This is a genomic window from Microbacterium tumbae, from assembly GCF_054780175.1.
The window spans coordinates 438,759-457,031 of record NZ_BAAGWV010000003.1 but is presented as its reverse complement, the minus strand read 5'-3'; the positions used below and the strand labels follow the sequence as shown (position 1 = coordinate 457,031).

Below are 18,273 nucleotides of genomic sequence, written 5' to 3'. Positions count from 1 at the left end.
CCTCCCGCCCGTTCAGGCTACGACCGTCGCGCATCGGCGGGCAGGGTCCCGCCGATCACGCGCTGCATCCATGCCGTCCGTGTGTCGCGCGCGGTCCGTCCGATCCTCGTGTGCGGCGCCATCGCGTCGAAGCCGTGGGTGCCGCCCGCCCACACGTGCAGCTCCGCCTGACCTCCCGCGGCCCAGATGCGGGCCGCGTACGCCTGATCCTCGTCTCGGAACACCTCCGCCGATCCGGCGTCGATGTACGTCGTCGGGAGACCGGACAGATCCTCGGCGATGGCCGGCGATGCGTATGGCGAGACCGCCTCCGGCGCAGCGCCGCCGAGCAGCGCATCCCAGGCGAAGACGTTGGACTCCCTGGACCACACGTTCGGAGCGGGGTACTGCCCGGTCGAGACGGTGCCGCCGCGGTGGTCGAGCATCGGGCAGATGAGGACCTGCGCCGCCAGCGCCGGCATCGCCCTGTCACGGGCCAGGAGGGCCACGCCCGCGGCGATGCCGCCGCCGGCGCTCGTTCCCGCGACGACGAGCCGGTCCGGGTCCACTCCCCATTCCCCCGCGTGCTCGGCGAGCCAGAGCAGGGCGGCGTACCCGTCCTCGACGAGAGCCGTCCCGGTGGCCTCGGGCGCGAGCCGGTAGTCGACGGTCACGATGACGGCGCCGAGCCGGTCGAGCCATTCCAGCGGGATGTCGATCTGGGAGAAGCGGTCGCCCATCACCATTCCGCCGCCGTGGAGCCAGAGGATGCCGGGCGCAGGGCCGGCGACGCGTTCGGGCGCGAGGACGGTGATCGGCAGCTCGGCGCCGTCGGCGGAGAGGATCGTCTCCTCGCTACGGCGCACGGAGCGCCCCTCGAGCAGAGGCTCCAGCGGCGCGCTCGCGAAGGGACGGATCAACGGCAGCGTCTCCGAGGACAGGGCGCCCATCGGCGGCAGCGTCGCCAGCACCTCCGCGATCTCCGGGTCGACGCCGGGGGCGAGGACCCGATCCCGGCGGGGCGACCCTGCGCTCACAGCCGGGCCTTTCCACCGACGGGAGTCAGGTCGCCGTACACCGAGTCGCCCTCGAGGAGCTCGGAGAACCGGGCAACGATGGCCTGCGCCGCGTCGCCGGCGAAGACCCGATGGTGGTCCTCCTCCGAGGTCCACCCCTCGATGACGTGCGCGACATCGGGGTTCGACGCCGAACGGCTGACGAGGTAGACGAGGCAGTGCTCGCTGGTTGCCGGATTGCCCTCTTCCAGGCCGGACAGGAGCAGCGCGACGAGATCGTCACCACGCCCAGCCCTCGCGGTCATCGTGGCGGAGAAACCGTAGGTCACAGTCGAATTGTTCATGCTTCTATCCAGCCACCCCGGCCCGAGATCCCCTAGATCATTCCGAGGTTTGTCTTGCCCGATCCTGCCGGATGCTCACTCGGCCTCCGCGATATAGGTGTGCATGCGCACGCCGTCGTCGTTGAAGATGCTGAGCACCTGGGCGGGCTTCCCTCCGGCCGCGGCCATCGCGTGCGGCGTGCGGGTGTCGAACTCGGCGGCCTCGCCGCGGACGAGGACGAGATCCTGCTCGCCGAGTCGCAGCCGGAGCCGGCCGCTGAGGACGTAGAGCCATTCGTACCCGTCGTGCACCCGGAGCTCGGGCAGGGCGCGGGCGGGCGGATAGGTGATCCGGTAGGTGTGGACCGGCGAGCCCTCCGGGGCGAGCGGCGCGATGACCAGCCCGTCGCGGCGGATCACCGGTCGCCGGACCCGCGGGTCCGGCGACGCCGGACTGACGAGATCGTCGATCCGCACGCCGAGCTGCCGGGTCAACGGCAGCAGCAGCTCGAGGCTGGCCTGCCGCTTGCCCGCCTCGAGCCGGGACAGCGTGCTCGCCGACATCCCCGCCCTGGCTGCCAGATCCTCCAGCGTCCACCCCCGCGCCCGCCGCAGGACGCGCAACCGCGCACCCAGCTGGCTCAGATCCTCCTGCATCCGTCACTCCTCTCCTGCCAGTATTTGCCGATTCGGCAAGACTGTTTGCCGTATCGCCGCGTTCTGTCCTGGAATGATCCCATGAACACTCCGTCTTCCGCACCAGGCTGGGACACCATCGTGATCGGCGGCGGCGCCGCCGGGCTGTCTGCAGCTCTCCTGCTCGGCCGTGCACGTCGCCGCGTGCTCGTCATCGACTCGGGCAGTCCCCGCAATCGCTTCGCCGCCCACATGCACGGCGTCCTCGGGAACGAGGGGACCTCCCCTGCCGAGCTGCTGCGCAAGGGGCGCACCGAGGCCGCCGGATACGGCGTCGAGTTCCTCGACGCCGCCGTCAGGGAGGTGAGGACCGCGCAGACCGGTCTCGAGATCCTCCTCCCGGACGGACGTGCCGAGCGGGCCAGGACGCTGATCGTGGCGACCGGGATCACCGACGAGCTCCCCGCCGTCCCCGGCCTGGCCGAGCGCTGGGGCACGAGCGTCCTGCACTGTCCCTACTGCCATGGCTGGGAGGTCCGCGACCGGCGGCTCGGCATCCTCGCCACCTCGCCGATGGCGCTGCACCAGGCGCAGCTCGTACGCCAGTGGAGCGATCGCGTCGTCCTCTTCACCGCCGGACTCGGCCCACTCGATCCCATCGCGGAGATGCGGCTGCGTTCTCGCGGCATCGAACTCGTGTCAGCCCCCGTCGTCGAGATTCTCGGCGACGGCGACCTTCTCTCCGGCGTCCGCACGGACGACGGGCGGGTGACCGGGCTGGACGCGGTGTTCACCGCGGGCGCGCCGCGCCCGCGGGACGGGTTCCTCACCGGTCTGGGCCTCGCCCGGTCCGAGCTGCCCTCCGGGCTCGGCTCCTTCCTGCAGGTCGATCAGACCGGGAGGACGAGTCACGATCGGATCTGGGCGGTCGGCAACGTCGTCAATCCGATGGCGAACGTCCCGATGGCGATCGGCGCGGGCGCCTTCGCCGGAGGAGCGGTCAACGGAGCGCTCGTCGAAGAGGACTTCGACCTCGCCCTGGCGGCGGACGATGACTGAGCGGACGACGGCCGCGGAGTTCTGGGAGAGGCGCTACGCCGGCGCCGGCGCGATCTGGTCCGGCAGGGTCAACCGCGCCCTCTCCGATGTCGCGGAGACGCTCACGCCTGGTACGGCGCTGGACCTCGGCTGCGGCGAGGGCGGCGATGCCGTCTGGCTCGCCCGGCACGGCTGGACGGTCACCGGCCTGGATCTCTCCGCGACCGCCGTCGGGCGGGCGCGCGAGGCCGCAGCGGCGGCGGGACTCGCCGGCAGCGCACGGTTCGAGATCGCGGACCTCGCCGCCTGGGACGCACCGGAGGAGTACGACCTCGTCACCGCGTCGTTCCTGCAGTCCTGGCCTGTGACGATCCCCCGGGCGGAGATCCTGCGCCGCGCGGCGGGATTCGTCGCCCCCGGCGGGCGCCTGCTCGTCGTCGCACACGCCGCCGCCCCCTCCTGGGCCGATCCTGAGCATGTCGGCGCGCACCCGTTCCCGACCCCTCGCGAAGACCTCGACGCCCTCTCCCTCGCCCCCGAGCGGTGGACGGTCCTCGCCTGCGAGACTCGCGCACGCGAAGCGGTCGCTCCCGATGGGGCGCCGGCCGCGCTCGTCGACGGCGTCGTGCTCGCGCTCCGCATCCGATAGCCAGGGGCCGTATGACCGATCCTCCTCGCATCCCCGCCCCGACCGATCGCGTCCCGGTGATCGCTCTCACCGGGCATCTCGGGGCGGGCAAGACGACTCTGCTCAATCATCTGCTACGTCGGCCGGGCGCGCGTCTGGGCGTGGTCGTGAACGATTTCGGGCAGCTCGAGGTCGATGCCGCGCTCGTTACGGGGCAGGTCGACGAGGCCGCATCGATCTCCGGCGGCTGCCTGTGCTGTCTCCCGGACGCGGGCGGGCTGGATGCCGCTCTCGAGCGCCTCGCGCATCCTCGGATGCGGCTCGACGCGATCCTCGTGGAGGCCAGCGGCGTGGCCGATCCTCTCGCACTCGCACGTCTCATCCGGTACAGCGGCGTCGACCGGGTCCGCCCGGGTGGGATCATCGAGGTCGTCGACGCCGTCGAGCATTTCCGCACCGTCGACACCCGACCGGAACCGCCGCTGCGGTTCGCCGCGGCGACGCTCGTCGTGATCGGCAAGGCCGACCTGCTGGGCACCGCGGAGCGCGATCAAGCGCTCACGCAGATCCGCACGCGGGTGCGAGAGCGCAATCCGCATGTCCCGGTCATCGTCGCCCGGCAGGGGCGGATCGATTCCGCGCTCGTGTTCGACACCGGCCTCGACGAGGATCCGCCCGACGAGCTCCCCCTCGCCCGGCTCCTGCGGGACGACGCGGAACAGCATCACGATCACGAGCACGCCCGCTCGGCGTCCGTGGCCCTGACCCGGCCCGTGTCCCCCTCGTCGCTGATCGACCTGCTGGAGGATCCTCCGCCCGGCGCGTACCGGATCAAGGGGCGCGTGCGCATCCTCGGCCCGCGGGCCGAACGAGGATATCTGGTCAATCTGGTGGGTCGCATGATCCATGTCGCTCCCCTGCCGCACCCCTCTCACGCAGGCGAACTCGTCGTGATCGGCCTCGACCTCGACACGGATGCCGCGCGACGGCGGCTCGACGCCGTCGCGGCCGGATCCGCCTCACGGCCGGATCCGGCAGGCCTGCGGCGGCTCGCCCGTTACCGTCGCCTCAGCGACTGAGGATCAGCCTCTGCTCCGCGACCCGCGGGCGACGCCTGAGAAGGTGCGTGAGGAGTGCGAGATGAGGGAACTCGATGAGCATGCCGAGGATGATCGCGGCATGGACGACGGGGTCGTCCGGAAGCGCGACGACGGTGACGGCGAGCATCAGCGGCGCGTTGCGCGCCGAGGTCGTCATCGTCAGCAGCGCATGCTCCGGATGCGTGAGACCGGACAGCCGCGCGACGCCGGCACCTGCGAAGAACGTCGCCACGAAGAACAGGAAGACGGCGAGCAGCACCCAGGAGAACGATCCGGGGTCCGCGAGGATGATCTCGACGTTGCCCGCGAAGATCCCCACGATGACGGCGGCGATCACGAACGGGACCATGCCGTCGGCCGCTGTCGTGAGCCGTCGCGCCGTCGCGGGCATCGCCGCCTGCAGCAGCAGGCGCAGGGCCACTCCCGCCGCGGCGGGCAGGAGGAACCAGGTGAGCAGCGTCGGACCGGCGATCGCGAGCATGGCATCGACGCTGCGCCCCGCGAACAGGGCCAGCCACACCGGGTACAGGACGAGCTGAAGGATCATCTGCACGGGGATGAGCGCGGCGCCGATGGCCGTATCGCCTCCGGCGAGGCGAGTGAATCCGAGGAACCAGTCGGTGCAGGGGGCGAGGCAGTAGATCAGCACCCCGACCCGTAGCGCTTCGCCGGGAAGCAGCGCCGTCAGCGCCAGGGCGATCACCGGGATGACGAGGAAATTCATCCCGACGGCCAGCAGGGCCGTGCGCGGAGCGCGGCGCAGCGCGGACGCTCCCTCCAAGCGGAGCGTGAAGAACAGCACTCCCACGAGCACCAGGATCAGGGGATCGACGAACCCGTTCACGGTCTGAGATGCCGCCGGCGCGAGCACGCCCAGCAGCGTGCCGACGAGGATCGCCCCGAAGAACGGGACCGAGGCGGCTCCGGCCCGCCCCGATGGGGTCAGCACGCGCATTCGACCCCGCAGCAGGACAGGTCGTCCGTGAGCATGCCCGCGCTCCGCCACGCCTCCAGCCCACCGGTGTCCTTGCCGGCCCGCTCGCCGATGACGCGGGCGATGTGCGCGAAGCGCTGACGGAACTTGTAGACGAAGCAGAACTTCAGCCCGCCGTGCCGGATCGCCGGTCCGGACAGGAACACGCCGGGGACGACGGTGGACTGATCGTCCTCGTCCAGGTCGGGCCAGCCGTCCGGCCGTGCCGCGAAGAGGTGTCCCGCCGGACCGAGGCCGGGGCCGAAGCCGGTCGCGGCGATCGGCGGTCCTGCACTGCGCAGCGACTGTCCATCATCGAGCCGGACGATGAAGCCGCCGGCGTCCGGCTTGACGCCGATCGCGCGCGCGTCCACGAGCCGCAGCCGACCCGTCGCCCTCGCCTCCCCGAGCCGGATCCGCGAACGAGGCGCGAGGCGGAACGAGGGATCCGATCCCGTCCCGGCATCCCAGGGGCGCTCGGCGTCGACGACCGTCACGGTCGCTCCCGCGGCGACCTGATGGCAGGCGATGTCGATTCCGGATTCGTACCCGCCGATGACGACGAGCTCGTCCTCCCGCGGCTCCCAGGCCTCGGCGCTGCCGGAGTGGACCGTCAGCGCAGCGCCGGGAATGCGCGGTGCGAGCGGATGCGCGAACTCGCCGCCCGCCCAGACCAGCGAGCGCGCGACGACGGGCCCTCGCGCGGAGAAGACCTCGAACCCGTCCTCGTGCCGCTGCACCGCGGCGACTTCGGCATCGTCCATCACCGGGACGCGGAAGTGCTTCACGACGCTGCGCAGGTACTTCGCGTACTGCGCGCCCGTCGGATAGTCCGTGCCGAGACTGAACGCGGGCGAGGTCTCGGGGTGGACGGCGTTCAGATCGGTCGCGCCGAATCCGTTGCCGGTGAAGGAGGGCGTCAGGAACGTCTGCTGCTCGGGCCAGTCCAGGAAGGTCTGCCCGATGCGGCCGCGTTCCAGGACGCCGAAGGTCAGGTCCTCCACGGCGGAGAGGGCCAGAGCCGTTCCGATGCCGGCGGGGCCGGCGCCGATGACGAGCGCGTCGAGGACGGGCGGAGAGGAGGTCACGGATGGATCGCTTTCTCGACGCTGATGCGTCGTCTGAGGATGAGCCCCCCGCGGGCTCGGGTCCCGCAGGGGTGCAGAGCCGTCGGCGGGACGGGCCGATGGCCGCGCCCCGCCGGCGGTTCAGCCCTGACGGCCTTTGAACCGCGGGTTGAGCTTGTTGATCACGTAGACCTTGCCGCGCCGCCGGACCACCTGCGCTCCCGGCTGGTTCTTCAGCGACTTGATCGATGCTCGAACCTTCATTTCCACCTCCTATTGAGAATCGTTATCATTAACTATAGACGTCGCGCCGGCGTCCGCGAGACAGGAGGTCCAGGGTGGAACAGATCGATGTACTGGCGGTGGTCGGCATCTGCGAACCGGAGCGGCTGCGCTACGCGAAGCGGCTCTCCGCCCTCACGGAGAGGGCGTTCATCTCCTCCCGGCTCCTCGCGCACACGCCGGATCCGTTCGATGAGGCGATATCGCTCGCGACGTGGTCGGACCGCGGGGCGGGCGCCGTGATCGAGTTCTCCTCGTCCGTCGGCATGACGGAGCTGATCGGTGCGCTCGCGGCTCCGGACGCGCCGACGCGCCTGACCGGCGTGGTCTGCGTCGCGGATGCCGCGCATCTGCTGCACGACCTCGACGGCGACGGCTACGCGCACCGCCCGGCCCGTCCCGGCCTGCACCCCCCGCAGGGTGTGCACATCGCGCACGCCCTGCTCGCGGTGAACCAGCTCGAGTACGCCTCCGTGATCTCGCTGGTGAACTGGTCCGCACTGACCACCAAGGACCTGTCGACGGTGATGGCGCTGGTCAGCCACCTGAGCCCGCACGCCAGGGTGCGCCTGCATCGGGAGCCGGTCGATCGGTGGGAGCCCGCCGCCGCGTACGCGATCGGGCAGGAGCGCCCGGGCTGGATCGCCCTTCTCAACGGGGACCATGAACCGCATCTGACCGACCCCCGCGTCAGCGCCTTCCGCTATGAGAATGTGCGCCCCCTGCATCCCGGCCGGCTGATGCGCCTCCTGGATGAGAGGATCGAGCCCGGCGAGTTCGGCACCGTGATCCGCTCTGCAGGGTTCTGCCGGTTCGCCACCCGTTCGCAGATCGTCGCCCAGTGGGATCACGTCGGCCGGATGATCTCCTTCGCGCCCGTCGGCCGGGACGACGATCTCGCCGACGACGCCGATCTGCTCGCCGTCGGACAGGACCTGGCGTTCATCGGCCTCGACCTCGACGCCCCTGCGCTCGCCTCCGCCCTGGATGAGGTGGCGCTCAGCGACGAGGAGCTCACCGCCGACGCCCGGGCATGGGCGCGGTTCCCCGATCCTTTCCCCGCCTGGCGGGCCGCGGCCGGGCGGGCGGAGTGAGCATGGCCGCGCTCGTCCGCGCGAGGAGGCGATGGTGAAGCGGAAGCTCGCCAGAGCCGTAGATGGACGAAGACGACGACGGCCATGATCCGCAGGACCACCGCGAGCAGAAGCGCCATCCGAGATCGACGCTCGCGCCGCAGGACTAGCGCCCCCGCCCCAGGACGCCGGACAGCACGGAGGAGGCCAGCGCATCGGCGACGGCGATCCTGTCGCCCTGTGCATCGTCCGAGATGCGCGAACGCCCCAGCCTGTGGGCGAGAGGCTCCTGGACGATGCCCGAGATCGCCCCGGTGAGCACGAAGTACAGCAGATCGATGGGGAGCACCGCGCCTTCGGGCACGGCGTCGGCGACGACGGGCAGCGTCTCCTCGACGGCGGGCTTCAGATATCTCTCGAAGAGGTAGTCGAGGCGTTCGGTGTCCCGGGAGGCCTCGTCCCATACGAGCCGGTACAGCTGCGGACGTCGTGCAGCCGTGCGGAACAGCGCGCGCACGCGGTGCGACAGCGCCAGGGCCGGATCCTCGGGCTCAGGCTGCTCGTCCTCCCCGAGCTGGGCGATGGCGTAGTCGACGACGGCTCGCCAGAAGGCGAGCTTGGAGCCGTAGCGATCATTGATGAAGTTGTGGTTCACCCCGATGCGCCTGCCGAGCTCCCGCACCGATGCAGCGTCGTACCCCAGCTCGGCGAAGGCATCCAGCCCGCGTCCGAGGATCTCGTCCTCGCTCAACCCGATGGTCATCGCCACCTCCGCCATCCAGCATCCCCCATAACCGCTCTCGCCGCGTCCGACCTGCCGTCCGCGCTCCCGACGCGGATCCGGCGCCGTCACGATCGTCCGGCGTGCGGGAATGGGCTACACTTTCTGACAGTCGTCAGAATAAAGCGCCGACGATCGGCGCGAACGGAGGACATCATGACGTCGGCACGCACCGCGGACCGCCCCGCGGACTACACCCGTCTCGGGCTCTCCCCCGAGCGCATCGCGCCCTGGGAGGACGGCCTGCGGACCTCCGGCGGCCGCAACAGCTACGAGTGGTGGTACTTCGACGCGCACCTCGAGGACGGGAGCTCGCTCGTGATCACCTTCTTCACCAAGCCGAGCCTCGCGACGTGGAGCGGCCTGAACCCTCAGATCAGCATCGAGCTCGAGCGTCCAGGACAGGAGAAGCTCGAGCTGACGAGCAGGGTGCGCCGCGAGGACGCGACGTTCTCGACCGAACGGTGCGATGTGCGGATGGGCGAGTCCACGTTCCGCGATCTCGGCGATCGATACGAGATCCACGCGGTGCATCCGGACCTGACGGTCGACGTCGTCCTGCGCGCGCAGGTGCCCGCCTGGCGGCCGGAGACGGGGCACTTCCTCTTCGGCGCGAAGGACGAGCATCTGTTCGCCTGGCTTCCCGCGGTGCCCCAGGGCGAGGTCACCGCGAGGATCACCGAGCGCGGCGCCACGACCGAGCTGACCGGGATCGGCTATCACGATCACAACTGGGGCGACGCCACCATGATGCGCCTCATGAATCACTGGTACTGGGGCCGCGCGCAGGCGGGACCGTACTCCGTGATCGCGAGTTGGCTGGTCGCCGAGAAGAGGTACGGGGACGCCGAGATCTCCATCTTCATGCTCGCGCGGGATGGGAAGATCGTCGCCGACGACGCGTCGAGGGTCGCCCTCCAGCTGCTCGATGTGTCACCGGACCCTGAGAGCGGCAAGCCCGTCGCGGATCGGATCGTCTACACGTACCGCGGCGACGCGGAGCAGTACCGGGTGACGTTCGCGCGCGAGAGGACGATCGGGCGCATCCTGGCGCGCGACGTCGATCCCGCGCTGCTGCGGATGTTCGTGCGGCTGGCGAGGATCGACGGCGCCTACCTGCGGTTCACCGGCTCGGTGACCGTCGAGTGCATCGTCGACGGACAGATCGTGGAGACCGAGCGCGACCCCGGCATCTGGGAGCTCACGTACTTCGGCCGCACCCGCGAGCCCGCCGGCGCGTGACCACCCGCGGGCCTCATCCCTGAACCGGCGCACGGATCCCGCGCTCGACCGCCTGCCGCAGCTCCGCGACGTCGCGGCTGGGCGCCGCACCGAACTGGCGGCGATACTCCCGGCTGAACTGCGAAGCACTCTCATAGCCCACCGCGAAGGCGGTCGCCGCGACATCGCCAGGGCTCTGCAGCAGCCGCAGTCGCGCCTCCTGCAGCCGGATGTTCTTCTGGTACTGGATGGGGCTCATCGCCGTGACGGCCTGGAAGGCACGGTGGAAGGCGGACGGGCTCATGCGCGCCCGCTGGGCGAGGTGTTCGACGCGCACCGGCTCCGCGTAGCGCTCGCGCATCCATCGGACCACATGCCGCACCCGGTTGAGGCTGCTGTCGGCGAGCCCCAGCTGACGCACGGTCGCGCCGCGCTCCCCCGACATGATGAGCCAGAGGATCTCCCGCTCGATCAGGGGCGCGAGCACAGGGATGTCGCGGGGATGATCGAGCAGGCGCAGCATCCGCGCGGCCGCATCGAGCAGACGGCCGGAAGAGATCCCGACGGCGATCGCGGACGGCGACGACTCCCCGCGCCCCGGCCGGCCGAACTCCGCCGCGGCCGGACTGAGCATGAGCTCGGCGACGACCTCCGGATGCAGTTCGAGCCCGAAGCCGAGAGCGGGCCTTTCGGGCGTCGCGTCGAGGAACTGCCCCGTGACCGGCAGGTCGATCGAGGCGACGAGGTACTCGCCAGGGCCGTAGTCATGCACCGCGCTGCCGATCGAGAGGCGCTTGGTCCCCTGCGCCACCACGGCGAGCACGGTCCCTGTGGACGACTCGTCCTGATGGCCCGGGGAGTCCATCCGCGCCACGGAGACGCCGGGAATCGCGGTACGAGTGATCCCCGGGCGGGCGTGACGCTCGACGAGTGCGCGCAATTCTTGCAGAGACATGCAGCGATTCAACCATCGGGGGCACGCATCGGCCACCCGATCATGCCGCGAGAGGCAGGATCGGGCAAGGATCCGCGCGGATTCCCCTACCACCGGGAGCGCACACGCGACTTGACTCGAAGCATGAGCATCGCACAGACCACCGCCCCCGTCGCCCTCGTCACCGGCGCCAGCGCCGGCATCGGCCGCAGCGCCGCCGTAGAGCTCGCCCGCCGCGGCTTCGACGTCGTCGTGACCTATCGATCACGAGCCGAGGAGGCCGAGATCACTGTCGACGCGATCCGCGGGATCGACGGACGGGCGCGCGCGCTCCGTCTCGATCTGGCCGATTCCTCCGCTTTCCCGGCCTTCGCGACCGAGGTCGCCGACGTCCTGCGGGAGGAGTGGGGAGCCGATCGGCTCACCGCGCTCGTCAACAACGGCGGCTTCGGCGGCGGACGCGCCTTCGCCGACATGACCGAGGAGGCCTTCGACGGCTACTACCGCACCCTCCTGCGCGGACCGTACCTCCTCGCCCGAGCGTTGCTGCCCCTGCTGGCGGACGGCGGCTCGATCCTCAGCGTCTCGAGCAGTTCCGCCCGGCCTGGGGACACGCAGGAGGGATACTCCGCCTACGCCGGGATGAAGGCCGGCCTGATCGTCGCGAGCCGGTACCTCGCGCAGGAGCTCGGGCCGCGGGGGATCCGCGTGAACACCATCGCTCCGGGGCCGACCCGCACCCGCATCGGAGACGACGCCTTCGAGAAGTACCCCGACATCGCGCACGGCATCGCCGCGAAGACGGCCCTCGGCCGCCTCGGCGAGCCGGAGGACATCGGCCGTGTGATCGCCTTCCTCGTCTCCGACGAGGCCGCCTGGATCACCGGTGAGGACATCCAGGTCGCCGGAGGATACGCGCTGTGACCGTGCGGGTCGGGACCGCAGTGCTGACCGGCGCCACGAGCGGCATCGGCGAGGCCACCGCCCGGCGGCTCGTCGCGACGTGCGGAACCGTCATCCTGCACGGGCCTCAGGAACCGGCCGAGATGACGGGCCTGCTCCGGTCGCTGCGCCGCGACGGCCCCGCTCTGGTGCACTACGTCGCGGCCGACTTCACCCGGCTGGATGCGGTCGTCGGACTCGCCGCGCAGATCCGCGCCCTCGCCCCTTCGGGCATCGATCTGCTCGTCAACAATGCCGGAGCGCCAGGACCGCCGAGCCGCATCCTCACGGACGACGGCTTCGAGCGTACGCTGCAGGTCGACGCCCTCGCCCCCGCGCTGCTGACGCGGCTGCTGGTTCCGAGCCTCGCGCCGCAGGCGCGCATCGTCAACGTGGGCTCGTCCGCCCATCGCGTCGAGCGCTTCGACTTCTCCGACGTCGATCTCGCGCACGGCTACTCGCCGGTCGCGGCCTATGCACGGGCCAAGCTCGCCATGGTCACCTGGTCGGGGCTGCTCGCCGAGGAGGAGGCGGACACCTCGACGACGGTGGTGGCCCTCTGTCCCGGGCTCAACGACACACCGCTCAGCGCGGCCATGATGGGACGCATCGGCGGATCGCCCGATCACGGGGCCGCGCATGTGCTGTACGCCGCGACCGCTGCCGTGCCGTCCGGGTCGTATCTCGAGGGCGACGAGCCCGTGGCGCCGAGCGCGGAGGTCACCGACCGTTCGAACCGCGAGAAGCTGACGGAGCTGTACTGGACGAGGCTTCGCCCGTTCGCGGCGAAGGCGCGATCATGAACGCTCTGCTCCGTCCAGCACGGTCGTGAGGTGCAGGACGAGGTCCGCGTGCATCCGCGTGGCCTCGATCACCGCCGCGTTGGGCTCATCGACCGCGTGCACCCAGGCGGCCGCCGCATCCAGGGCATCGCCGAAACGACGACGACGGCCGATCAGGCGATCGGCGCGCACCGCGGGGGCGACGTCCAGATACCAGACCTCGTCGAGGCTCTCGCGCACGGCATCCCACCCCTCCCCGGGCAGGAGCAGATAGTTGCCCTCCGTGATGACGAGCGGAGCGGCCGCCGGCACGGGCACCGCGCTGCCGATGGACTCCTCCAGACCGCGGTCGAAGCGCGGCGCATACACCGTTCGGGCGGCCTCGGCGCGCAGGCGCCGGAGCAGGGCCGCGTAGCCGTCGACGTCGAAGGTGTCTGGAGCGCCCTTCCGATCGCGACGTCCGAGCCGGATCAGCTCATCGTCGGCGAGATGGAAGCCGTCCATCGCGACGACCGCGGCCCGGTCGCCCAGAGCCGCGGCGAGCGCCGCGCAGAAGGTCGATTTACCGGCCCCCGGCGTGCCGCAGATGCCGAGAATCCTCCGCTCTCCGCTCTGCGCGAGCGCTTCGGCCCGCGCCACGAGCTCCTCGAGCGCGAGTTCGCTCACCGTGATCCGCTCCGTCATCCGGCGTCCTGCCCTTCCTCGGCACGTCCTGCGAAGGCGCGGAGCGCCGCTCGCGCTCCCTCACGGTTGAGCCTCTCACGCGCGGCGATGAAGGCCGATCTGAAGCCGGGGTCCCGCCCCGCCGCGCCGAACAGGTCGAGATCGAGGAACGCACCGGGGCGCTCGAGATCGTCGAGAGCCGCCTGGCGCACCTGCGCGCCGCAGGGATCGACCACGACGATCTCTGCGCCCTGCTCGTCCACGCCCTGGGCGTACCTCGCCCAGCTCGCCACGATCGCGGCGCAGATGCTCGTGTCGGCCCGCGCATCGAGCAGGTCCGTCACGACGGGGAGCACGAACTTCGGGATCCGGTCGGACGTCTCCGCCGTGATGCGCGCGAGGGGATCCCGCAGTTGAGGGTTGCCGAAGCGCGCGAGCACGGTGCGTCCCCATGCACGGAAGTCGACGCCGGGGATCGGATCGAGCGACGGCACGGCCTGCTCGTCGATGTAGCGCAGCAGGAAGCGGTGCACGTCGGGATCCGCGACGGCCTGATGCACGTATTCGTGTCCCAGCAGCCGCCCGAAGAAGCACAGACCCTGGTGCACGCCGTTCGCGAGCCGGAGCTTCATCCGCTCGTAGGGCGCGACGTCGTCCACCAGCTCCACTCCCGCTCGTTCCAGCGACGGCCGTCCGTTCGCGAACCGATCCTCGACCACCCACAGGGCGAACGGCTCCGCCGTCACCGCCCACGCGTCGACGAGGCCGAAGCGGTCGGCGAGGTCTTCGCGATCCGCAGCCGTGGTGGCGGGGACCACGCGGTCGACCATCGAGCCGGGGAACGCGGTATGAGCCTCGATCCATCCGCGCAGCTCCGGGTCGACTCGGCTCGCGAACGAGAGCACGGCATCGCGCGTGACCGCCCCGTTGTCCTGGACGTTGTCGCACGACAGCACGGTGAGCGCGCCGGCGTCCCTGTCGCGCCGCAGCCGCAGCGCCGACACGAGCAGGCCGAGCCACGAGCGGGTGGAGCCGGGATGCTCCAGATCGTGCGCGATCGCGGCATCGCCGTCTCCGCCGAAGCGCCCCGTCGCGGGATCGATGCCGTAGCCGCCCTCCGTGACCGTGAGCGTCACGATCCGAGTCGCAGGATCGGCGATCAGCTCCACCGCCGTCGACGTGCCGTCCGCGGCGCTGTCGAAGCCGATGATCGAGCCGATCACCGCTGTCGTCCTGCGGCCGTCCGGATGCTTCTCCGTCAGGGTGTACAGGTGGTCCTGCGCGGCGAACCCGGCGGTCGCCGCGTCTGCGCGCATGCTGATGCCTCGGATCGCCCACTCGGAGGCATCGCCCGCGCGCAGCAGGCGGTCGAGGAACATCGCCTGATGCGCGCGGTGGAAGTGCCCCACCCCGATGTGGACGATGCCGCAGGTCAGAGAGTCGCGCGGGTACGACGGCACGGGGAGGTCGTGCGGCGGGCGGGCGAGCAGGGCGGCGTTCAGGATGGTCATGCGGGGGTGCTGCTCCTCATTCGGTTCGGGTCGACAGGGCGCGCATCGCGACCCCGGGGCCGAGGGCGCCGAGGTCCTGCCGCGCGCGGCGATAGGCGTTGACGAGACGCGGGTCCTCACGGAGAGGCCCGAAGATCGACAGCTGCAGCAGCTCGGCACCGCCCGGAGTCTCCGCGCGCACGACGGCCGACACCTCTTCGCGCCGGGAGTCGTCGAGCGCCGCCGGGCCGCCGGCGGCGACGGTCGTGCGCACCTGCTCGGACCACGCGGCCAGGATCAGGGCGATGTGATCGATCGAGGCTCCGGAGGCGAGCCGGTCGGCGAGGACGGGCACGAGGAACGTGCTGATCCTGTCTGTGCCGTCGGTCACGAGCCGGGAGAGCGTGTCCGCGATCGCCGGGTTCGCGAAGCGCTCCAGCAGCTCGCTCCGATAGCGCTCCAGATCCACGCCGGGAAGCGGAGGAAGCGTCGGGGAGGCCTCGTCGGTCATGTACCCGCGCAGGAAGTCCGCGATCACCGGGTCGTCGACGGCCTCGTGGACGTAGCGGTACCCCGAGAGCAGGCCGAGGTGGCCCACGGCCTGATGCGAGGCGTTCAGCAGCCGCAGCTTCATCGCCTCGTACGGCTTGACATCGTCCACGATCGTGACGCCGACGCGCTCGAACGCGGGTCGGCCGGCGGCGAAGCGATCCTCCAGCACCCACTGCGTGAACGACTCCGAGATCACCGGCCAGGCATCCGCGATGCCGAAGCGCTCGGCGACCAGACGGCGTCCGTCGTCCGTCGTGGCGGGCGTGATGCGATCCACCATCGAGTTGGGGAACGCGCCGTGCTCCTCGATCCAAGCGGCCAGTGCCGGGTCTCTCCGGCGCGCGAAGCCCACGACGACGCGGCGGGCGATGTCGCCGTTGCCCTGGATGTTGTCGCACGACATGACCGTGAAGGCGTCGACGCCGCGCGAGCGCCGCGCGCGGAGCGCCTCGACGATCAGGCCGAACACGGTATGCGGCGCCCCGTCATCGTGGACGAGGTCGGCCGCGACCGCCGGCACAGCGGGATCGAACTCCCCTGTGCGCTGGTCGACGGGGTAGCCGCCTTCCGTGATCGTGAGGGAGACGATCCGCGTCTCGGGGCTCGTCAGCAGGGCGAGCGCCTCCTCGGGGTGCTCGAGCGCGAGGACGTACCGCGTGAGCGCACCGATCACCCTGGCCTCGCTCTCGCCCCCGGGCGCCCGGGTCACCAGGGTGTACAGGTTGTCCTGATCGCGCAGCGCCCGGTCCATCGCACGGTCGCCCTCGAGCAGGCCGAGCCCGGCGATGCCCCAGCTCCGCTGGTCCTGATGCTCCAGGAGGCGGTCGACGTACGCGGCCTGATGAGCGCGGTGGAACCCGCCCACGCCGATGTGCACGATGCCGGTGCGGAGGTCTTCGGGAGCGTAGCCGGGGCGCCCCACCTGCGCGGGCAGCGCGGGCAGGGCCGCGCGCGCGAGCGTGCGCGGGCTCATGCCGGATCCGTCCGGAGGAGACCGGTGATCGTGCCCAGCAGGCTCTCGGCGTCGAACTCGGAGGTCGGCGCGTCGCGGACGATGCGTCCGAGTCGGAACACCACCACGCGGTCGGTCACCTCGAGCACATGCGGGAGCGTGTGCGAGATGAAGATGACGCCGAGACCGCGCGCCTTCGCCTCCCGGATCACATCGAGCACCTCGTTGGACTGCCGTGCACCGAGATGGTTGGTCGGCTCGTCGAGGATGATGACCTTGCGGGCCCAGGTCACGGCGCGTCCGATCGCCACCGCCTGACGCTGTCCGCCCGACAGCTCGGCAACCGTGCGGTCGGAGGCGGGGACGCCGATCCCGACCTTCTCGAGCTCGGCGTGCGCCGCGGCGTCCATGCGCCGGTTGGCCAGGAACCCGAGCTTTCCGAGCAATCCGCGACGCACGGTCTCACGACCGAGGAACATGTTCGCGCTGATGCTGAGGTTGGGCGCCAGCCCCGAGTCCTGGTAGAGGGTCTCGATGCCGGCGAGGAGCGCATCGTGCGGCGACTTCCAGCGCCGCACCTCACCGTCGAGCAGCAGTTCGCCGCCGTCGGGCAGGTGCGCTCCGGAGAGCACCTTCACGAAAGTGGACTTGCCGGCGCCGTTGTCGCCGACCAGTCCTACGACCTCGCCCGCGCGGAGCGAGAAGTCGACGTCGTCGAGCGCGACGACGTTCCCGTACCTCTTCGAGACGCCGCGGGCCTCGTAGAGCGCCGGCTCCGATGCGTTCATGCCTTCCTCCGGTTCGACGTGCGCAGCATCTGCAGCGCCACAGCGATCGCGATGATGAGCGCCACCACCACCTGGTTCCAGTTCGGGTCGATGTTGATCACGATGAGTCCGCTCGTCACGGTCGTGAGGATGAGCGAGCCCAGCACGGTGCCGCTCATGGTGCCGGTGCCGCCGGCGAGGCTGGCCCCGCCGATCACGACCGCCGCGATCGCGAGCAGTTCTCGTCCCGCGCCGGAGCTCGGCGAGCCCGCGCCCAGCGTGAGATACACGACCATGCCTGCGAGCCCGGCGAGGACGCCCGACAGGGTGTAGACGTAGGTGAGCTGGCGACGGACGCCGATGCCCACTGCCGTCGCGGCGAAGGCGTTGCCGCCGATGGCGAAGACGTAACGACCGAAACGCGCCTGATGCAGGAACAGCCCCGCGATCACGATGATCACGATGGTCGCGATGCCGGGCCAGGAGAGCGGGCCGAGCCACGGCACGCTGAGCGCGATCGCCCCGGATGGGCCGCCCGCGATCGGCGCGCCCTTGGTGAGCACGAGGGCCATGCCCGCCCCTGCTCCCAGGGTGACGAGCGTGGCGATGAACGGCACGAGACCGGCCAGGTTGATGAGCGCCGCGTTCACGAGGCCGACGACAGCGCCCGTCGCGACGGCGACGGAGACCCCGATCAGGATCGCGAACGGGTCGGCGATACCGCCGCCGACCGCCCCCTGCATCGCGAACGCCGCCACGACGCCCGAGATCGTCAGCGTCGACCCGACGGAGAGGTCGATGCCGCCGCTGACGATCACGAACAGCTGTCCCACGGCGATGAGCGCGATGGGCGCCCAGTCGACCAGGATGTTGCCGAAGACCCCGATCGAGAAGAACCTCGGGTTCACGATGCTGAAGAACGCGACCATGACGGCCAGGATGAACGCCTGGTTCGTCGCGAAGGGCCCGAACGGCCTTCTTCTCGTGCCGTCTCGTGCGGCGTCCTCGTCGCGTGATCGGATCACGCTCGTCTCGGTGCTCATGTTCGCTCCTGATCGGGGTGGGATGACGGGG

General features: G+C 70.8%; 20 protein-coding genes. 7 read left to right on the top strand and 13 right to left on the bottom strand.

Annotated elements, in window-relative coordinates:
* Positions 1-17: 17 nt before the first annotated feature.
* The 3 genes from ACYVGQ_RS13925 to ACYVGQ_RS13915 all read right to left on the bottom strand — a co-directional run bounded on the left by ACYVGQ_RS13925 (position 18) and on the right by ACYVGQ_RS13915 (position 1,975).
* A complete protein-coding gene (locus tag ACYVGQ_RS13925) occupies positions 18-1,016 on the bottom strand; it encodes an alpha/beta hydrolase (RefSeq protein WP_460785243.1) in 999 nt (332 codons plus the stop codon).
* Positions 1,013-1,339, bottom strand: a complete 327-nt coding sequence (locus ACYVGQ_RS13920) for a putative quinol monooxygenase (RefSeq protein ID WP_460785242.1) — start codon at positions 1,337-1,339, stop codon at positions 1,013-1,015. Before ACYVGQ_RS13920 ends, ACYVGQ_RS13925 begins: the two co-directional genes overlap by 4 nt.
* Positions 1,340-1,414: 75 nt before the next feature.
* Complete coding sequence (locus ACYVGQ_RS13915) at positions 1,415-1,975, bottom strand: helix-turn-helix domain-containing protein (RefSeq protein WP_460785241.1); 561 nt, start codon at positions 1,973-1,975, stop codon at positions 1,415-1,417.
* An 81-nt stretch (positions 1,976-2,056) separates the two neighbouring features.
* Here ACYVGQ_RS13915 and ACYVGQ_RS13910 point away from each other — a divergent pair, with 81 nt between their 5' ends.
* From ACYVGQ_RS13910 to ACYVGQ_RS13900, 3 genes are read left to right on the top strand one after another with little or no spacing between them, the layout of a single operon-like run.
* Complete coding sequence (locus tag ACYVGQ_RS13910; RefSeq protein WP_460785240.1) at positions 2,057-3,013, top strand: NAD(P)/FAD-dependent oxidoreductase; 957 nt, start codon at positions 2,057-2,059, stop codon at positions 3,011-3,013.
* Complete coding sequence (locus ACYVGQ_RS13905; RefSeq protein WP_460785239.1) at positions 3,006-3,641, top strand: class I SAM-dependent methyltransferase; 636 nt, start codon at positions 3,006-3,008, stop codon at positions 3,639-3,641. The genes ACYVGQ_RS13910 and ACYVGQ_RS13905 overlap by 8 nt, the downstream gene beginning before the upstream one ends.
* An 11-nt stretch (positions 3,642-3,652) precedes the next feature.
* Entirely contained in the window at positions 3,653-4,699 is a 1,047-nt protein-coding gene (locus tag ACYVGQ_RS13900) for a CobW family GTP-binding protein (protein WP_460785238.1), read from the top strand.
* Here ACYVGQ_RS13900 and ACYVGQ_RS13895 read toward each other — a convergent pair.
* The 3 genes from ACYVGQ_RS13895 to ykgO form a co-directional block, all read right to left on the bottom strand.
* Positions 4,689-5,669: an arsenic resistance protein gene (locus ACYVGQ_RS13895; protein ID WP_460785237.1), complete on the bottom strand. Its 981-nt coding sequence runs from the start codon at positions 5,667-5,669 to the stop codon at positions 4,689-4,691. The two genes, ACYVGQ_RS13900 and ACYVGQ_RS13895, sit on opposite strands and share 11 nt — an antisense overlap.
* Positions 5,663-6,781, bottom strand: a complete 1,119-nt coding sequence (locus tag ACYVGQ_RS13890) for an NAD(P)/FAD-dependent oxidoreductase (protein ID WP_460785236.1) — start codon at positions 6,779-6,781, stop codon at positions 5,663-5,665. Before ACYVGQ_RS13890 ends, ACYVGQ_RS13895 begins: the two co-directional genes overlap by 7 nt.
* A gap of 120 nt (positions 6,782-6,901) precedes the next feature.
* Positions 6,902-7,024 carry a type B 50S ribosomal protein L36 gene (gene ykgO, locus ACYVGQ_RS13885; protein WP_415112234.1) on the bottom strand — a complete coding sequence of 41 codons (123 nt, stop codon included), beginning with the start codon at positions 7,022-7,024 and terminating at the stop codon, positions 6,902-6,904.
* Positions 7,025-7,098: 74 nt separating this feature from the next.
* Here ykgO and ACYVGQ_RS13880 point away from each other — a divergent pair, with 74 nt between their 5' ends.
* On the top strand, positions 7,099-8,136 hold the full coding sequence (locus tag ACYVGQ_RS13880; protein ID WP_460785235.1) for a GTP-binding protein: 1,038 nt from the start codon (positions 7,099-7,101) through the stop codon (positions 8,134-8,136).
* Positions 8,137-8,281: 145 nt separating this feature from the next.
* Here the strand turns inward: ACYVGQ_RS13880 and ACYVGQ_RS13875 are convergent, their stop codons facing one another.
* The gene (locus ACYVGQ_RS13875) at positions 8,282-8,878 is read right to left on the bottom strand and encodes a TetR/AcrR family transcriptional regulator (protein WP_460785234.1); all 597 of its coding nucleotides are present in this window, start codon (positions 8,876-8,878) and stop codon (positions 8,282-8,284) included.
* Between the two features lie 174 nt (positions 8,879-9,052).
* Between ACYVGQ_RS13875 and ACYVGQ_RS13870 the strand changes: the two genes are divergently transcribed.
* Complete coding sequence (locus ACYVGQ_RS13870) at positions 9,053-10,138, top strand: lipocalin-like domain-containing protein (protein ID WP_460785233.1); 1,086 nt, start codon at positions 9,053-9,055, stop codon at positions 10,136-10,138.
* A gap of 13 nt (positions 10,139-10,151) precedes the next feature.
* Here the strand turns inward: ACYVGQ_RS13870 and ACYVGQ_RS13865 are convergent, their stop codons facing one another.
* The gene (locus tag ACYVGQ_RS13865) at positions 10,152-11,072 is read right to left on the bottom strand and encodes an AraC family transcriptional regulator (RefSeq protein ID WP_460785232.1); all 921 of its coding nucleotides are present in this window, start codon (positions 11,070-11,072) and stop codon (positions 10,152-10,154) included.
* Positions 11,073-11,195: 123 nt separating this feature from the next.
* Here ACYVGQ_RS13865 and ACYVGQ_RS13860 point away from each other — a divergent pair, with 123 nt between their 5' ends.
* Both ACYVGQ_RS13860 and ACYVGQ_RS13855 read left to right on the top strand, forming a co-directional pair.
* Positions 11,196-11,975 carry an SDR family NAD(P)-dependent oxidoreductase gene (locus tag ACYVGQ_RS13860; protein WP_460785231.1) on the top strand — a complete coding sequence of 260 codons (780 nt, stop codon included), beginning with the start codon at positions 11,196-11,198 and terminating at the stop codon, positions 11,973-11,975.
* The gene (locus ACYVGQ_RS13855) at positions 11,972-12,796 is read left to right on the top strand and encodes an SDR family NAD(P)-dependent oxidoreductase (protein WP_460785230.1); all 825 of its coding nucleotides are present in this window, start codon (positions 11,972-11,974) and stop codon (positions 12,794-12,796) included. The genes ACYVGQ_RS13860 and ACYVGQ_RS13855 overlap by 4 nt, the downstream gene beginning before the upstream one ends.
* Here ACYVGQ_RS13855 and ACYVGQ_RS13850 read toward each other — a convergent pair.
* From ACYVGQ_RS13850 to ACYVGQ_RS13830, 5 genes are read right to left on the bottom strand one after another with little or no spacing between them, the layout of a single operon-like run.
* Positions 12,791-13,459: a nucleoside/nucleotide kinase family protein gene (locus tag ACYVGQ_RS13850; protein ID WP_460785229.1), complete on the bottom strand. Its 669-nt coding sequence runs from the start codon at positions 13,457-13,459 to the stop codon at positions 12,791-12,793. The genes ACYVGQ_RS13855 and ACYVGQ_RS13850 overlap by 6 nt on opposite strands.
* A complete protein-coding gene (locus ACYVGQ_RS13845) occupies positions 13,456-14,949 on the bottom strand; it encodes a mannitol dehydrogenase family protein (RefSeq protein WP_460785228.1) in 1,494 nt (497 codons plus the stop codon). Before ACYVGQ_RS13845 ends, ACYVGQ_RS13850 begins: the two co-directional genes overlap by 4 nt.
* Before the next feature lie 16 nt (positions 14,950-14,965).
* The gene (locus tag ACYVGQ_RS13840; RefSeq protein ID WP_460785227.1) at positions 14,966-16,453 is read right to left on the bottom strand and encodes a mannitol dehydrogenase family protein; all 1,488 of its coding nucleotides are present in this window, start codon (positions 16,451-16,453) and stop codon (positions 14,966-14,968) included.
* Positions 16,450-17,220: an ATP-binding cassette domain-containing protein gene (locus ACYVGQ_RS13835; RefSeq protein ID WP_460785226.1), complete on the bottom strand. Its 771-nt coding sequence runs from the start codon at positions 17,218-17,220 to the stop codon at positions 16,450-16,452. The genes ACYVGQ_RS13840 and ACYVGQ_RS13835 overlap by 4 nt, the downstream gene beginning before the upstream one ends.
* Positions 17,217-18,242: an ABC transporter permease gene (locus ACYVGQ_RS13830; RefSeq protein ID WP_460785225.1), complete on the bottom strand. Its 1,026-nt coding sequence runs from the start codon at positions 18,240-18,242 to the stop codon at positions 17,217-17,219. Before ACYVGQ_RS13830 ends, ACYVGQ_RS13835 begins: the two co-directional genes overlap by 4 nt.
* Positions 18,243-18,273: the final 31 nt, after the last annotated feature.

Bases quoted from the DNA above. Each gene is read 5' to 3' on its own strand.
- ACYVGQ_RS13920 (WP_460785242.1), bottom strand. From the start codon at position 1,339: ATGAACAATTCGACTGTGACCTACGGTTTCTCCGCCACGATGACCGCG.
- ACYVGQ_RS13915 (WP_460785241.1), bottom strand. From the start codon at position 1,975: ATGCAGGAGGATCTGAGCCAGCTGGGTGCGCGGTTGCGCGTCCTGCGG.
- ACYVGQ_RS13910 (WP_460785240.1), top strand. From the start codon at position 2,057: ATGAACACTCCGTCTTCCGCACCAGGCTGGGACACCATCGTGATCGGC.
- ACYVGQ_RS13905 (WP_460785239.1), top strand. From the start codon at position 3,006: ATGACTGAGCGGACGACGGCCGCGGAGTTCTGGGAGAGGCGCTACGCC.
- ACYVGQ_RS13900 (WP_460785238.1), top strand. From the start codon at position 3,653: ATGACCGATCCTCCTCGCATCCCCGCCCCGACCGATCGCGTCCCGGTG.
- ykgO (WP_415112234.1), bottom strand. From the start codon at position 7,024: ATGAAGGTTCGAGCATCGATCAAGTCGCTGAAGAACCAGCCGGGAGCG.
- ACYVGQ_RS13875 (WP_460785234.1), bottom strand. From the start codon at position 8,878: ATGACCATCGGGTTGAGCGAGGACGAGATCCTCGGACGCGGGCTGGAT.
- ACYVGQ_RS13870 (WP_460785233.1), top strand. From the start codon at position 9,053: ATGACGTCGGCACGCACCGCGGACCGCCCCGCGGACTACACCCGTCTC.
- ACYVGQ_RS13865 (WP_460785232.1), bottom strand. From the start codon at position 11,072: ATGTCTCTGCAAGAATTGCGCGCACTCGTCGAGCGTCACGCCCGCCCG.
- ACYVGQ_RS13860 (WP_460785231.1), top strand. From the start codon at position 11,196: ATGAGCATCGCACAGACCACCGCCCCCGTCGCCCTCGTCACCGGCGCC.
- ACYVGQ_RS13850 (WP_460785229.1), bottom strand. From the start codon at position 13,459: ATGACGGAGCGGATCACGGTGAGCGAACTCGCGCTCGAGGAGCTCGTG.
- ACYVGQ_RS13845 (WP_460785228.1), bottom strand. From the start codon at position 14,949: ATGACCATCCTGAACGCCGCCCTGCTCGCCCGCCCGCCGCACGACCTC.
- ACYVGQ_RS13840 (WP_460785227.1), bottom strand. From the start codon at position 16,453: ATGAGCCCGCGCACGCTCGCGCGCGCGGCCCTGCCCGCGCTGCCCGCG.
- ACYVGQ_RS13835 (WP_460785226.1), bottom strand. From the start codon at position 17,220: ATGAACGCATCGGAGCCGGCGCTCTACGAGGCCCGCGGCGTCTCGAAG.
- ACYVGQ_RS13830 (WP_460785225.1), bottom strand. From the start codon at position 18,242: ATGAGCACCGAGACGAGCGTGATCCGATCACGCGACGAGGACGCCGCA.